This window comes from Rhodovulum sp. FJ3 (genome assembly GCF_032918305.1).
Lineage (GTDB): Bacteria > Pseudomonadota > Alphaproteobacteria > Rhodobacterales > Rhodobacteraceae > SAT37.
The window spans coordinates 31,988-47,103 of sequence record NZ_JAWJUU010000010.1 but is presented as its reverse complement, the minus strand read 5'-3'; the positions used below and the strand labels follow the sequence as shown (position 1 = coordinate 47,103).

Sequence of the window (15,116 nt, the reverse complement as noted above, 5' to 3'; positions counted from 1 at the left end):
ACGCGGTTTTTAACGGCTAGGCAACCCCACAAACCGCCACACCCCGACCGAACAAACAAAAACCCGACAGAAACCTGTCGGGTTTTCATCAGTCGCCTAACGGGAGGGCACCTTTCGGCGACTGTGTGGAGCCGTTTTTTTTATACCTGCGACGCGGCGCTGCGCGGACCGGCAATCAGCCACGCGATAAAGCCGATGAGCGGCAGCAGGATCACCACCAGCGCCCACAGGGCCTTGGTCCCGTTCGACGCGTTCGACCCAAAAATCGACACCAGTGCGTAAATGGCCAGAGCCAGTACAATCAGACCGCCAAAGCCGCTTAGTTGAAACAGATTCATTTCCATAACGTGTCCCTTTAAATTGCGTGCGCCCCAACAGGGGCTGTTGAAAGGACAACGCGGACAGCGGCGATAAGGTTCCAAAAACCTTTGGCATGGGCCGATCATTCGGGCACAACACCGCCATGAACACCGTAAAGCCCGCCCCCCTTCCGACCCGCCTGCGCGCCGCCAATGGCGCCGTGGTTCAGGACGTTGCGGACATCGGGGCGGCGGCCATTCTGGACGCGATGCGCGCGGATTCCGGACGGTTTGAAATCACCGGCGGGATGGTCATTGATCAGGACGCGCGCACCATCCTGACCCAAACATCGGGCAGCACCGGCGCGCCAAAGATCATCCGCCGGACCCATGCCAGTTGGACCGCCAGTTTCGCGCAAAACGCCCGCCTGTTTCAGATCGGCGCGGGCACGCGGGTGGTGATTGCGGGTGGTATGGCGCATTCGTTGACGACCTATGCTCTGTGCGAAACGCTGGCGCTTGGCGGTGTGGCGGTGATGTTGGGGGACCGGATGTCGCGCGACCGTCTCAGCGCCCTGAACGGCGCATCCGTCCTCTATGCCACGCCGACGTTTTTGCGCCTGATCGCGGCGATGGCCCCGCCCCTGCCGGACCTGCGCCATGTGGTGACGGGGGGCGGCATCCTGACCGGAGGGGAGCGCGGCGCGCTGGCCGCCATTGCGCCCGAGGCACAGGTGCATGAATTCTTTGGCGCGGCCGAGACCAGCTTTGTCACCCTTTCCACGCCCGATACGCCTACCGGTTCGGTCGGGCGCGCCTATCCGGCGGTGCGGATCACCATTGCGGACGGACATACCCCACTGCCCACTGGTCAGATCGGCGCGATCTGGGTCGATGGGCCTTATCTGTTCGATGGCTATGACAGTGGCGGGGACGGCCAAACGCAACACGGCCCCATGGGGGTCAGCATCGGCGAAATGGGCCATCTGGATGCGGATGGTTTCCTGTACCTTGCGGGGCGGGCCGCGCGGATGGTGACGGTTGGCGATGTGAATGTCTTTCCCGAGCGGGTCGAGGGTGCCCTGCGCTCCATCTCGGGTGTCACCGACGCCGCCGTTGTCGCGGTGCCCGACCGGCTGCGGGCTCATCGCCTGATCGCGTGGGTTGAGGGCGCAGGTGATCCCGACGTGGTGCGCGACGCGTTGCGCGACGCCCTGCCCCCTGCCTTTGTCCCCGCACGCATCCATGTGATCGACGCCCTGCCCCGATTGCCTGCGGGTAAAGCGGATTTACAGACCCTGACCGCCATGGCACGAGGGGACGTATGACCCTGCGTCCCGTCTATATCACCGCCGCCGCACGCAGCCCCATCGCCCCACGCGGCGGCGCATTTGCCGCGCTGGACCTGCACGAGCTTGCCGCGCCGGTGATCCGCGCAGCGGTGGAACGGGCGGGCCTGCGCGTCGATCAGGTGGATGAGGTCATCGCCGCAAATGCCATCGGCGGGGGCGGAAACCCCGCGCGCGTCGCGGCATTGGCCGCCGGTCTGCCCCTATCCGTGGCGGGTCTGAGTGTTGACCGGCAATGCGTCGGTGGTCTGGACGCCATTACCCTTGGCCATGCGATGATCGCGGCCGGTCAGGCGGATATCGTGATCGCGGGCGGGGTAGAAAGTTACAGCCGCCGCCCCCTGCGCCTGCGGACCTTTACCGATGGGCGCGAGCCTGAGGCCTATGATCAGCCGCCCTTTGCCCCGTGGCCCGACCGAGATCCCGACATGACCACCGCCGCCGCCGATATGGCGCGCGATTCCGGCATCACCCGCGCCGAACAGGATGATTTCGCCATCCGCAGCCACGCGCACGCCCGCGTCGCGACACATCCCGAAATCGTACCGCTGGCGGGCCTAACCCGCGATGCGTTCACCCGCGATCTGACGCCGAAACTGGCCGCCCGCGCGCCGGTTCTGGCCGGTGACATCACCACGGCGACGACCGCCGTTGCCGCCGATGGTGCGGCATTTGTCACCCTGTCCGCCACCCGTCCCGATGCACCGCATCTGATCATGCTGGGCACGGCGACGGTTGGGGCGGCACCGGAAACGCCGACCCTATCGCCCCTGCCTGCCATGGAGCGGGTGATGGCACAGACCGGTCTGACGCCCGATGATCTGACCCACATCGAAATGATGGAGGCCTATGCTGCCCAAGCCATCGCCTGTGTCCGTGGCGCGGACCTGCCCATGGATCGGGTGAACACCGGCGGCGGGGCTTTGGCGCGGGGGCATCCGATTGGGGCATCCGGCGCGATACTGGCGACGCGCCTCTTTTCCGACCTGATCCACGCGGGGGACGGGGCGACAGGCCTTGCGGCTATTGCGGCGGCGGGCGGTTTGGGCAGTGCGATGATCCTGCGCGCGCAGGTCTAATCGAACCCGTAAAATCGCGTGAACACGTCCAACGGTTCGCGGGTGGTCCGCACGGTATTCGCGGGGTGATCGGGATCGGCATAGCCCACCGCAATCCCGCAAACGACCATCTGATCGACAGGCAGGTCCAGATGCGCGGCGACCTCGGGCCCGTAATTGGCCAGCGCGCCAATCCCCGTCGCCCCAAGGCCCGCGTCATGGGCCGCCATCAGGAATGCCATCAAAAACATCCCCAGATCCATGAAACAGCCCGCCCCCATGTCGCGGTCAATCGTCACCACGATCCCGACCGGCGCATCGAAAAACCGGTAATTGCGCAGGAACTGGTCGCGCCGCCCCTCAAGATCGCGCCGGTCGATCCCCAGTGCGGAATAAAGGGCATAACCCGCCTCACGCTGGCGCGTTTTTAGGTGGGTCGGCATGGGTTTCGGGAAATAGGTATATTCATCGGCCATCGGCGCGCCGGACGCGGCGACGGCGGTGATGTTGTCCGACAGGGCGGTTAACGCCGCGCCCGTCAGGATGTGTAGTGACCCCGGCTGCAGGTTCGCCCCGCTGGGGGCAGAGCGCGCCGCGCGCGCCAGACGTTCAATTATCTGACGCGGCACGGGCCGGTCCAGATACGCCCGAACCGAGCGCCGCCCGAAGAGCAGTTCCTCTAGGTCGGACGCCGTGCTCATGCGCGGGACAAGAGCGCGGCGGGACGCGCCTGCGCCAACGCACCGGTCAGGGCACCGGCGATCACGGCCTTGATCACGTCACCGATCACAAAGGCGGTGTTCAGCAACGCGGCCTCAACCAACCCTTTGTCCAATGCGATCGACAGGCCAACCGTGCCGAATGCGTAGAGAACGATGATGCCGCCGATAATCGACGCCACACCGGCGGTCACGCCAACCGACGCGCCGCGCCATTTTTCCATGACCAGACCGGTCACGAATGCCGCAAAGGGAAACCCGATCAGGAACCCGCCCGACGGCGAAGAGAACAGCGCGATACCGCCACGCCCACCTGACAACAGGGGCAGGCCCATCGCGACCAGCAGAATGAACAGCGCCACCGCCAGAAACCCGCGTTTCGCGCCCAGAACGGTGCCGCACAGCATCACACCAAGGCTCTGCGCGGTGATCGGCACGCCAAAGGCCAGCGTGAATTTCGGCACAAGGCCCAGCGCAGCAATCAGCGCGGCAAACAGGGCGATCATCGTCAAATTGCGTTCCATAGGATGTCCTTAGTCCGTGTTCTGCGGGATCACGCCGCCCCGTGCCCGCAGGGCCTCGGCAACGTGATCGGATTCATCAATGGCCAGCACCACAAACGGCAGGATCACCCGCCATCCCGGTCGCCGGTGCGACCGTGCCCGCCACGCCATGTTCAGGGCCGTGCCCTTTTCGATCAGCACAGGTGTAAACCGGATCACCAGCGCAATCGCAAGCTCTAACAGACGGGGGTTCAGGCCTATTATCGCTAACGGTTTCGTTAGTTTCGCCACAACATCGGTCATATCGGTCAGGCGCGTGGTCATCGTCACCAGATTGGCCAGACTGACGGCGGCCAACAGGCGCAGCGCAACAACCGCGCCGTCCACCCACGTCCCCGTCACCGCGTGCCAGACCGCGATGATCACCAAAAACATCGTCAGGATTTTCAGCGATCGCAAACCCGCGCGCAGGAAATCCATCCCGCCAAGCGCCAGATACCCCGCCATCACCGCAATGAACGCGCCGCCCTGCACCCACAGGTCATCGGACAGGAACAGCAACACCGTACTGACGCACAGCGCGGCCAGTTTGGCCCCGGCAGGCCAGCCATGGGCGCGGGTTTCAACCGGTGAGGTCAGAGATATCATCGCCCGTCCCCAGTTTCGTCATCGCGTCCACGAACACCGGCAACACCTGATCTGGCGTGCCCGTCGCCCGCACCGCCCCGCCGTCCAGCCAGAACACGGTGTCATACCCCCCCAAATCCGCGGGATCATGGGTCACATGAATGATCGAGGCATCGCTCAGGTTCAGATAGCGGGTCAGCTGCATCCGTGTCGGGATGTCGAGCCCCGCAAAAGGTTCGTCCAGAATCAATACATCCGGCCCCATCGCCAGAACGGCCATCAGACAGACAAGATGCCGTTGACCTTGGGACAGTTCGGCGATGATCCGGCCTTGCCAATGGGTCTTGTCAAACCGCGCCAGAACATCGTTCACCATGTCCGGAATGGCGGATTTCGGATGGCCCAATTGGCGCAGGCCGAACCCGATTTCCTCATCCACGGTGGGGAAAATGATCTGGTGATCGGGGTTCTGAAATAGGATTCCGATGCGTTTGAGAACCGTGCGCCGGTCGCCCGCCACATCGATCCCCGACACGCGCACGCGGCCCTGATCCGGTTCGATCAACCCGCCCAGCATCCGCGCCAGCGTGGTTTTGCCAGACCCGTTGCGCCCGATGATGCCGATGCGCCGCGCGTCCAATGACACGCTCAGCCCGTCAAAGATCACCCGCCCCTGCGGCGCATAGCGCAGGTCGGAAACCTCAATCAAAGGGGGTGTGGATTGGGGCACGGGGTCCTCGGGCGTTGTCTGTTGCCCGAATATCAGCATTCGCCGCCCAAGCAAACGGTCCAACCGGATGTTTGCGCCAGCCTTAGACACAAGTCGACGCGCGCAGGGTGTTTCCCTACGCGCGCCTAACTGCTCGACAGGTCTCAGGCGAAGAAGTCGAAGAGATCGCCGTTGTCCGTTGCGTCGTCCTCTTCGGGGACGTCTACGTCGTCGGCGGTGTAATCAAGGAACAGCGACTTGAGGAAGCTGGTCCCGCTGTCTTCGACGGCTGCGGTTGTTTCACCACCCCAGACAAAGCTGTCTGTGGTCAGGTCGTCCGAGGTGATGCCCTGCAACAGGACATGTGCCTCGCCCGCCACGATTTGCAGACCGCTGTCGGTGTCGGTCATGATAATGTCCACGGATTCACCGTCAAACCCGTCCAGTTCGATCACGTCGTTCAGCGGATCAAAGTCGGTGATCACGTCACCCGCATCTTCGGTCAGCGTATCCAGACGGAAGGTATCGGCACCGTCACCGCCGGTGAATTCGTCCGTGCCCGTGCCGCCGATCAGCAGGTCATCGCCGTTCTCGCCACGGATCGTGTCATCACCTTCGCCACCCAGAATGGTGTCATCGTCCTTGCCACCCTTCAGAAGGTCGTCACCGGCACCGCCATCGACATAGTCGTTGCCCGAGCTGGCCGAGATCCAATCGTTGCCCTCGCCACCGTCGATCGAGTCGCGACCCGAACCTGCGCGGATGCTGTCGTCGCCTGCGCCGCCGATAATATCGTCGTTGCCACCGCCACCGCGGATGTCGTCGATACCATTGCCGCCGTCCAGAACGTCCGCGCCGCCGCCACCGATAAGATTATCGTCGCCATCAAGGCCGGTCAGGGTGTCGTTGCCACCACGACCGTCCAGAGTGTCGTTGCCCGCGCCACCGGTCAGGTCATTCGCGCTGCTGGTGCCGATCAGGTTTTCATCGACCACCGGTACGATAACATCGCCCGGATCATCGTCGATCGGGGTGTCGTCACCACCGTCATCAACGGGCACATCTTCATGCACGATCAGGCGAACAACCTCATAGGGCTGGCCAAAGGTGATGGTGATCGTGTTGCCCTCGCCGACCGGCAGAACCTCATAGGTGCTTTCGGGATCAACGACCGCGCCCTCGGGGGTACCGTCTTCGGTGCGGACATACACGGCCTCAACCAGTGCAATGTCACCAAACCCGTCCAGATCAATGGTCAGCTCATAGCTGTCGCCTTCGAACTCATTCGCGCTTGCAAAGATCACAGCCGAGTCTTCGTCGACAAAGGCGTACATCTGGTAGGGATCGGCGCGGTTGTTATCCAGCGCCTCGTCCTCAACCATGTTCATGCCGACGATGCTCTCGGACATCAGGCGATAGGTCTCGGCCGCGGCGGTGGTTTCCCGCGCGCCGTCCTCACCGTCATAGGTCAGAACCGTATCGTTACCCGTGCCCACGTTCAGACCCCAGACCGACGCCTGATCCGCGCCCAGTTCCAGCATGCTGGTAAAGCTCGACAGCATGTTGCTTGCCGCCGACAGACCGGCGCCGCCGTCCTGTGCGTCCTCACTGTTGACCGACCACGCCGAGAAATCGATCTCGGGCTCGACACCGCCCGCGTCCACAACCGCATCGACCAACGGATCAATCCGGTAATAGCGAATGGTTTCGAGGTCCCACGACCCGTGGGCGTTGCTGTCGTCAAGGTTCTGCTGCAGCGCGTGGTGACGGATCACGTCCACCTCGGCCAGCAGGTTCTGTTCATCCGCAGGCAGGTCAGGATCGGTAAAAACCGAGACAAGCGCGCGGCTGTCTGCACCGGTCTGCATGCTCTGCAGGCCGATATCGAAATCGACTTCGGGGTTTGCGTCGCGGAAATCGGCTACAGCATGCAGCATGTCCTTGGCCACCGGACCATAGTTATTGGCCGGATCCTCGTAACGCTCGTTCCCGATGTCCAGCGTGACATCGGCGGGAACCTCGCCATAGGTGCCGTTCACATACAGATCCTCAAGGAACTGCATTGTCGCATCATAGGCGGCTGCGGGATCATCTACATAGGGGTCGGTCGGCAGGATCACCGACACAGAGACCCCGTTTTCGACGCCATAAGCCAGCACATCGCTGAGACCCGCCGCCCCTTGGGCAGCGAGGTCAGGATGGATCAGATCGGGATAATCCAGACTGTACCCCGGCTCATCGCCGGGCTCAGCGTGGGTATGAAATTCGCCGGTTTCGGGATCGTACCCGCCCTCTTCGGCAAACGTGCCGCCGGGCCAGCGAATATGATTTGCACCGACGTACTCAAAGTCGGTAATAAACTCGTCAAAATCGGAACGGCCGACACTGATGGCGCCGAACATACCCTCGTCGACAACCACAGTGTCGCCAGTACCATTGAACTCTGCATACGACCGTTCGGTCGCAATGCTCGCAACATTTAACGTGACCGTTTCCACACCAATAACCCGTTGTACTCACTAACCAGACCAACGAGCGGGACCCTCACACACACGGGTTTGTCCGCCCTGAAACCAATGTGGGGCGGGGGGCGTTTTCACGCATTATTGCAGAGGGAGGGGTTTATAACTCTTTTGGATAAATGTATCGCTTTGGGGGTGCGCACGACGAAAGTAGTAGTTTCGCACCTACTCCCTTCGGCTATACGACCGTGCTTTTTGCACCTGATTTTTAACGGAAATTTGAAGTCCGGACGCTAAAACGCGCCCCTGTTGTGGCGTTTTGCTGTCCATGAGGTGCGATTTATCACGTCCCATCGAATCGGATGGGCGAGTGTATCGCATCCCATGGGGACAACACGCACACTTACGGCCAGACCGCCGCCACTCACACGCCCGATGGCCACACACCAAAGGGCACCAACCCGCACACACGGGTTCACTACACAGACAGGCTTGCAATCAACGGGCCAACCACACCTACCCGATTGGCGGGGCCGATTAGTGTCGGTCCCGCCAGATCTGTTGGGCAAGGTCATAACCGGCACCGGCCTGGGCGACCCCAGCCGTTTCAAGGGCAAGCGCCGCCGTCCCCAACACGATATCCACCGCGAACGGGTCGTCATGCGTCCCGTCCCACACCGCGCCCAGATAGGCCGGATCGCGCGGGGTTTCGGTTTCGGCCAAACGGCGGGTTTCATCGCGCAACTCGGGCAGGGTGTCCTGCCACGGTTCGCCATCACGCAAACCATGCACCTGACCGATCTTGGCGGGGTTGCGTTCGAACTCGCCCCCGCCCCCTTTGATGACCGACAGATGGCGCAGGCCCAGAACGGCGCCCGCCTCGGCCTGCAGGGTCAGATAGGGGGGATGGAACACGCCCTGCACCGCATGGGCGGCACCGGCAGGGTTCATCACGCGGCACACCGTATTCACACAGGACCGCAGGCCCAGAACATCGCGCAGACGCAAGATGTCCAGAACGCGGGACGATATAACCTCAAGCGGGGCATAGGCGATCCCGTCCCGGTCCAGCGTCGCACTGGCCTCGCGCCAATCGGTGATCGACGTGATCCCCACAAGGGGCAGGGCATCGCGCACCGACGCGCCGTCCGATTGGTGGCTGTTCCAGCCGTGCAGCAAAACCCGCACACCGGCCCGTGCCACAACCCGCGCCGACAACAGGAACCACGGCAACCCGCGCGTGCGACCGGCGGCATAGCTGGGCCAGTCCAGATCGGGACGCGCGCCGGTCCATTCGGGCAAGGTATCCGTCACCGCACGGACAAAGCCCGCGATCTCATCCGGTGTTTCGCCGCGAAACCGCATCAGCATCAACAGCGCGCCGACCGCTTCGGGTTCGGCGGTGCCGTTCAGGATCAGGGCCATCGCCTCTTGCGCCTCGTCTAATGTCAGGTTCCTGCTGCGTCCGGGGCCACGGCCAAGAATTCTGACATAAGGGGCAAGGGTCATTCAGCGGCCTCTGGTATGCGGAAATTGTCTAGGATCGATTGCAGTTCAGGCCGACAGGAACCACAGCTGGTCCCCGCTTGCAAGGCCGCGCCGATTTCCTCAACCGTGCTCAGGCACTGGGACGCGATGGCCCCCGTGATCGTGTTGATCCCGACGCTAAAGCACGCGCAAACCGTCGCACCCGGATCGGGTTGATCCGCACCGGGCCAGCCGGACAACAATTCCGCACCCGCATCGGCGATATGCGCAGACAGGTGACCACGCGACAGGGCGACCGGTTCGGGACCCGCGAACAACGCGGCCACCACAACACCGTCCCGCATCAGGGCAATGCGCGCGGCACCACGGGCGGGGTCGGTCATGCTGATGATTTGGGAGTCGTTATCGCCAAACAGCTGACGCGCGTATTCTTCCCATGTCTCGGGCATCTGTTCACCCGCCAGTTCGGCGCGCATGCCCTTGGCGATCGGGGCCTTGGCCCAATAGGCGCAATCGGGGGTGAAATCGGTCGCGGCCACCGCAAACCCGTACCACGCCGGTTGGAACTGTTCGACGCGCACGATCGAGGCCTTGCTCTCGGGTTGGCCCGATACGGGATCGACCACCGGCGCGACCAATTCATCAATCCGGCCGCTAGGCGCGTATTGACCGGTCCAGTGCATCGGCGCAAAGACCGAGCCCTTGCGCGCCTTGTCGGTGATCATCACCCGCACGATGGATTCGCCATGGGGACTGGTCAAACGGACCAGATCCGAAGGGCGCAGACCCTGTGCCGCCGCGTCATCGGGATGGATTTCGCAGAACGGTTCAGGGATGTGTTGGTTCAACCGGTGCGCCCGCGCGGTGCGGGTCATGGTGTGCCATTGGTCGCGCACCCGTCCGGTGTTTAGACGGAACGGATAGGCGGGCGTCACCCGCGCCGCAGGGGCACGCGGCGTCAGGGCCAGCATCCTCGCCCGACCGTTCGGGGTAAAGAACTGACCGTCGGCGAACATGCGACCGGCGCTTTCACCCGGCTTGGTGATGGGCCAACGGGTCGGCATCAGATCGTCGTACTCGGCGTTACTGATCCCTTGCAGGCCCGAGATGTCGAAATCGCGGCCATGACGCGCCGCCAGACCCGACAGCATCGCATATTCGCGGAACACATCGGCGGGACAGGTGAAATCGAACTCCGTCGTCCAACCCATACGGCGACCGACATCGGACATGATATCCCAATCGTGGCGCGCCATGCCCGGCGGGGTCAGGACGCCGCGCTGACGGCTGATGGTGCGGTCCGAGTTCGTGACCGTCCCGTCTTTTTCCGCCCAACCCGTCGCGGGCAGAACCACATTGGCAAGCTTGGCCGTATCCGTGTCGCCAAACATATCCGAAACCACGGTGAAGTCGCATTTGGCAATCGCATCCGCCACACGGCCCGCATCGGGCATCGACACGGCGGGGTTGGTGCACATGATCCACAGGGCCTTGATCCGGCCATCGGCCACGGCGTTGAACATATCAACGGCCTTGAGGCCCGCCTGCGCCGGCATATGGGGCGATCCCCAGAAATTCTGAACAGTGTTCCGATGCGCCTCATTTTCCAGATCGAGGTGACAGGCCAGCATGTTCGCCAGACCTCCAACCTCGCGTCCGCCCATGGCGTTGGGTTGGCCGGTGACGCTGAACGGGCCCATGCCGGGGCGGCCAATGCGACCGGTGGCAAGGTGACAGTTCAGGATCGAATTGACCTTGTCCGAACCGGACGACGATTGGTTCACGCCTTGGCTAAAGACGGTGACGACCTTTTCCGTGCCGATGAACCATTCGGCAAAGGTGGCCAGATCCTGTTCGGAGAGGCCGGTTTGGGTCGGGTCACTGGCAAGGGCCGAAGCAACCGCGTCATCAAAACCCTGAACATGGTTCTGAACGAACTCACGATCCACGGCACCGGCGCGCGAAATCTGACCCAGCAGATAGTTGAACAGCGCCACGTCGCTGCCCGGTTCCAGACCCAGATGCAGGTCCGAAATCTCGGCCGTGGCTGTGCGGCGCGGGTCGATGGTGACGACGCGCATATTCGGGTTGGCCTTGCGCGCGGCCACAACGCGTTGGAACAGAACCGGATGGCACCACGCAAGGTTCGAGCCGGTCAGGATCAACAAATCCGTCTGTTCAAGGTCATCATATATGCCGGGCACGGTGTCGGTACCGAAGGCCCGTTTGTGCCCCGCCACGGTCGAGGCCATACACAGACGCGAGTTCGTGTCGATGTTGGCCGTACCCATGAACCCTTTGATCAGCTTGTTCGCGACGTAATAGTCCTCGGTCAGCAACTGACCCGAGACATAGAACGCGACGCTATCGGGTCCGTGTTCCTTGATCGTTTTGGCAAACCGGTCCGCAACAAGGTCCAGCGCGCGGTCCCACGTGGTATCCGCGCCACCGACCTGCGGGCGCAACAACCGCCCCGACAGGGACAGCGTATCGCCCAGCGCCGTGCCCTTGGAACACAGGCGACCCTGGTTCGCGGGGTGGTCGGGATCGCCTTTGACCGTCAGGCCGCCCTGTCCATCATCGCTTAGGATGACGCCACAACCTACGCCACAATAGGGGCAGGTCGATTTGATCGAAGGGGCGGCTGACAGGTCTTTCATGCGGCGCTCCGTTTGCCGACAGCTTCGCCATCCAGCAACAGACGACCAGCGTCCAGACGGATGGGATAGGTTGCGATCCGGCCCTCATCGGCACCCTGTGCCTCGCCCGTCTCAAGGCTGAAGACCCAATTGTGCAAGGGGCAGGTCACGGATTTCCCGTGCACGATACCCTCGGACAGGGGGCCGCCCTTGTGGGGGCAGCTGTTTGAGGCGGCGAACACCTCTTCCTCGGCGGTGCGGAACACCGCGACACAGCCAACAGCCGTTTTCACGATCCGCGCACCGCGCAGGGGGATGTCATCAATATGACCGATATCGATCCAGCTCATTCCGCGGCCTCCATGGTGAGATCTGCAAGCGGTTGATAGGTGTCTGCCTTTTCGCGGGCGTGCTCGGCCCACGGATCGGTGCGATAGACGGATTGGGAAATCTCGAACCGTTCGACCAGCGCCGCGCGGTTTTCCAGATCGTCCACAACCTGTTCCTTGACCCAGTCGAGGCCCACCTTGGCGACGTATTTATAGCCACGGTCCAGATATTTCGCGTTCTCGCGATAAAGCTGGATATAGGCGGTGGTGACGTCGATGGCCTCTTGCTCGGTCGTGACCTTGGCCAACAGTTCGGTCTCTTTGACGTCCATGCCAGCCGCGCCTGCGACCGACACTTCATAGCCCGAGTCCACACAGATGATGCCGACGTCCTTACAGGTCGCCTCGGCACAGTTGCGCGGACAGCCCGATACGCCCAGTTTCACCTTATGCGGCGTCCACGAGCCCCAGAGCAGCTTTTCAAGCTTGATGCCCAGACCGGTGGAATCCTGCGTCCCGAACCGGCAATGGTCCGACCCGACACAGGTTTTGACGGTGCGCAGACCCTTGGAATAGGCGTGGCCGGACACCATGCCCGCCTTGTTCAGGTCGTACCACATCGCGGGCAGATCTTCTTTTTTGACGCCCAAAAGGTCGATCCGCTGACCGCCCGTGACCTTGACGGTCGGGACGTTGTATTTCTCGGCGGCGTCTGCAATCGCGCGCAGCTCATCCGGGGTGGTGATCCCGCCCCACATCCGCGGCACGACGGAATAGGTGCCGTCCTTTTGGATGTTGGCGTGGTTGCGTTCGTTCACGAAACGCGATTGCGGGTCGTCCTGATATTCCAGCGGCCAATCGGCCAGCAGGTAATAGTTGATCGCCGGACGGCACACGTGACAGCCGTTGCGCGAGGTCCAGCCCAGTTCCTGCCAAACCGCCTCTTGGCTCTTGAGCTCTTGGCTCTTGATCAGGCGGCGCACGTCCTCATGGGTCAGTTCGGTGCAGCCACAGATGGATTTCGCGGTCGGCAGGACGAAATCATCGCCCAGCGTCACCGCAAGAACCTGCTCGACCAGACCGGTACAGGTGCCACAGGAATTCGATGCCTTGGTCACCGCGCGAACGGCGTCCAGATCGGTTGCCCCGTCATTGATCGCGTTTACGATCGTACCTTTGCATACGCCGTTGCACCCGCAGATTTCTGCATCATCCGGTAAGGCTGCAACGGCTGCCAAAGGGTCCGCAGCGGCACCCCCTTGGAACGCCGGACCAAAGATCAACGTGTCGCGCATCTCGGACACGTCTTCGCCGTCCTTGATCTTGCCAAAGAACCAGTTCCCGTCGGCAGTATCGCCATACATCACCGCACCGATGATGCGATTGTTTTGCAGAACCAGTCGTTTGTAGACACCACGCGCGGGGTCGCGGAACACGATGTCCTCGCGGTCCTCACCTTCGGCGAAGTCACCCGCGCTGAACAGATCACAGCCTGTGACCTTGAGCTTGGTCGAAACGTCCTTTTGAACAAAGGTCGCCTCTTGGCCCATCAGGGTGGCGGCAGCAACTTTGGCTTGGTCGTACAGAGGCGCAACAAGGCCAAAGACCGCGCCGTTGTGTTCAACGCATTCGCCAATCGCCAGAATGTCGGCATCCGAGGTGACCATGTGGTCATCCACATGGATACCGCGCCCAACGGCCAAACCGGCCTCGGCCCCAAGCGCCGTGTTCGGACGAATGCCCACCGCCATGACCAACAGGTCACAAGGCAGTTCCGTACCGTTTTCCAGCAGCAGCGCGCGAACCTTGCCGTTCTCGCCCAGAATTTCCTTGGAGTTGGAGGAACACAGGACCTTGATCCCGCGCCCGACCAGCTCCTTGCGCAGCAGATAGCCCGCTGCTTCGTCCAGCTGACGTTCCATCAGGTGGCCCATCAGGTGGACAACGGTGACGTCGACACCACGGGCGTGCAGACCTGCCGCGGCCTCAAGGCCCAGCAGACCGCCGCCGATGACAACGGCACTGGCGTTTTCTTTGTCGCCAAGCGCCATCATCGCCTCGGTGTCTTCAAGATCGCGATAGGCGATCACACCGTCCAGATCATGACCGGGCAGCGGGATGATGAACGGGTTGGAACCGGTGGCAAAGACCAGCTTGTCATAGCTGAGGACATCGCCGTTTTCGGCGGTGACGGTCTTGGCCGCCTTGTCCACGGCAACGACCTTTTCGCCAAAGCGACAGGTCACGCCGTGATCCTCGTACCATTGCGCGTCATGCGTCACGATTTCTTCGAACGTCTTTTCGCCCGACAAAACCGGCGACAGCATGATGCGGTTATAGGTCCCGCGAGGTTCGGCGTTGAACAGGGTTACGTCCCAGTCCGCGCCTGCCTCATACAGGGTTTCCAACATGCGTCCCGATGCCATCCCGGCACCGATGATGATCAGTTTCTGTGTCATGCCCAGAATTTCCAGAAGGGTTTCTTGGTTGCTGCCTTGGCCGTTTCAATCGCGGCGGCCGAGGGGTAGGCGGCGTTTTTCATCACACCCGACAGGGTCGTGTATGCGCCCAGCCACGCGTCTTTGGTTTCGGGCGTGAAATCATCGCCCAGACCTTTTTCCAGCGTGCGGATCAGCGACGCGCCAACGGCATCGTAATCCTCGGGCTTTACGCCGTAATCGATGTGCTTGATGGCAAGCTCTTGGGCGACAGGGACAATCTTATCCAGATCGCGCAAACCGTTCACAACCACGCCCAGCGTCGCCATCAGCTTGGAGCCTTGGTTCTTCATGTCGGCGTTTGCGAAATACGGTTTGACCTGCGGGGCCGTTTCAAAAAGGTCCGCATAGAAAATCTCGGCGGCTGCGTCCTTGATCGGGACTACTTTTGCGAAACTCTCTTGGATCAGTGTGATTGCCTTGTCGTCCATTACTC

General features: G+C 62.2%; 13 protein-coding genes. 2 read left to right on the top strand and 11 right to left on the bottom strand.

Going from position 1 to position 15,116, the window contains the following annotated elements; translation table 11 throughout:
- Positions 1-140: 140 nt before the first annotated feature.
- A complete protein-coding gene (locus R1W00_RS17475) occupies positions 141-344 on the bottom strand; it encodes a PLD nuclease N-terminal domain-containing protein (RefSeq protein ID WP_317264061.1) in 204 nt (67 codons plus the stop codon).
- A gap of 89 nt (positions 345-433) precedes the next feature.
- On the opposite strand from R1W00_RS17475, the gene R1W00_RS17470 reads away from it, so the two are divergent.
- Both R1W00_RS17470 and R1W00_RS17465 read left to right on the top strand, forming a co-directional pair.
- Positions 434-1,627 (top strand): AMP-binding protein, encoded by a 1,194-nt coding sequence (locus R1W00_RS17470; RefSeq protein WP_317264060.1) that lies wholly within the window; start codon positions 434-436, stop codon positions 1,625-1,627.
- Entirely contained in the window at positions 1,624-2,727 is a 1,104-nt protein-coding gene (locus R1W00_RS17465; protein WP_317264059.1) for a thiolase family protein, read from the top strand. Before R1W00_RS17470 ends, R1W00_RS17465 begins: the two co-directional genes overlap by 4 nt.
- On the opposite strand, the gene R1W00_RS17460 is transcribed toward R1W00_RS17465, so the two are convergent.
- The 10 genes from R1W00_RS17460 to R1W00_RS17415 form a co-directional block, all read right to left on the bottom strand.
- Positions 2,724-3,407 carry a nitroreductase gene (locus R1W00_RS17460; protein ID WP_317264058.1) on the bottom strand — a complete coding sequence of 228 codons (684 nt, stop codon included), beginning with the start codon at positions 3,405-3,407 and terminating at the stop codon, positions 2,724-2,726. The genes R1W00_RS17465 and R1W00_RS17460 overlap by 4 nt on opposite strands.
- Positions 3,404-3,949: a biotin transporter BioY gene (locus tag R1W00_RS17455; RefSeq protein ID WP_317264057.1), complete on the bottom strand. Its 546-nt coding sequence runs from the start codon at positions 3,947-3,949 to the stop codon at positions 3,404-3,406. Before R1W00_RS17455 ends, R1W00_RS17460 begins: the two co-directional genes overlap by 4 nt.
- A 9-nt stretch (positions 3,950-3,958) precedes the next feature.
- Positions 3,959-4,576 (bottom strand): energy-coupling factor transporter transmembrane component T, encoded by a 618-nt coding sequence (locus R1W00_RS17450; RefSeq protein WP_317264056.1) that lies wholly within the window; start codon positions 4,574-4,576, stop codon positions 3,959-3,961.
- On the bottom strand, positions 4,551-5,324 hold the full coding sequence (locus tag R1W00_RS17445) for an ABC transporter ATP-binding protein (RefSeq protein WP_317264055.1): 774 nt from the start codon (positions 5,322-5,324) through the stop codon (positions 4,551-4,553). Before R1W00_RS17445 ends, R1W00_RS17450 begins: the two co-directional genes overlap by 26 nt.
- 104 nt (positions 5,325-5,428) lie before the next feature.
- Positions 5,429-7,666: a calcium-binding protein gene (locus tag R1W00_RS17440; protein WP_317264054.1), complete on the bottom strand. Its 2,238-nt coding sequence runs from the start codon at positions 7,664-7,666 to the stop codon at positions 5,429-5,431.
- A 597-nt stretch (positions 7,667-8,263) separates the two neighbouring features.
- Entirely contained in the window at positions 8,264-9,235 is a 972-nt protein-coding gene (locus R1W00_RS17435; RefSeq protein ID WP_317264053.1) for a glycosyl transferase family protein, read from the bottom strand.
- A complete protein-coding gene (locus R1W00_RS17430; protein WP_317264052.1) occupies positions 9,232-11,874 on the bottom strand; it encodes a molybdopterin-dependent oxidoreductase in 2,643 nt (880 codons plus the stop codon). Before R1W00_RS17430 ends, R1W00_RS17435 begins: the two co-directional genes overlap by 4 nt.
- Positions 11,871-12,203, bottom strand: a complete 333-nt coding sequence (nirD, locus tag R1W00_RS17425; RefSeq protein WP_317264051.1) for a nitrite reductase small subunit NirD — start codon at positions 12,201-12,203, stop codon at positions 11,871-11,873. Before nirD ends, R1W00_RS17430 begins: the two co-directional genes overlap by 4 nt.
- Complete coding sequence (gene nirB / locus R1W00_RS17420; protein WP_317264050.1) at positions 12,200-14,641, bottom strand: nitrite reductase large subunit NirB; 2,442 nt, start codon at positions 14,639-14,641, stop codon at positions 12,200-12,202. The genes nirD and nirB overlap by 4 nt, the downstream gene beginning before the upstream one ends.
- On the bottom strand, positions 14,638-15,111 hold the full coding sequence (locus tag R1W00_RS17415) for a globin family protein (protein WP_317264049.1): 474 nt from the start codon (positions 15,109-15,111) through the stop codon (positions 14,638-14,640). The genes nirB and R1W00_RS17415 overlap by 4 nt, the downstream gene beginning before the upstream one ends.
- Between the last annotated feature and the right edge of the window lie 5 nt (positions 15,112-15,116).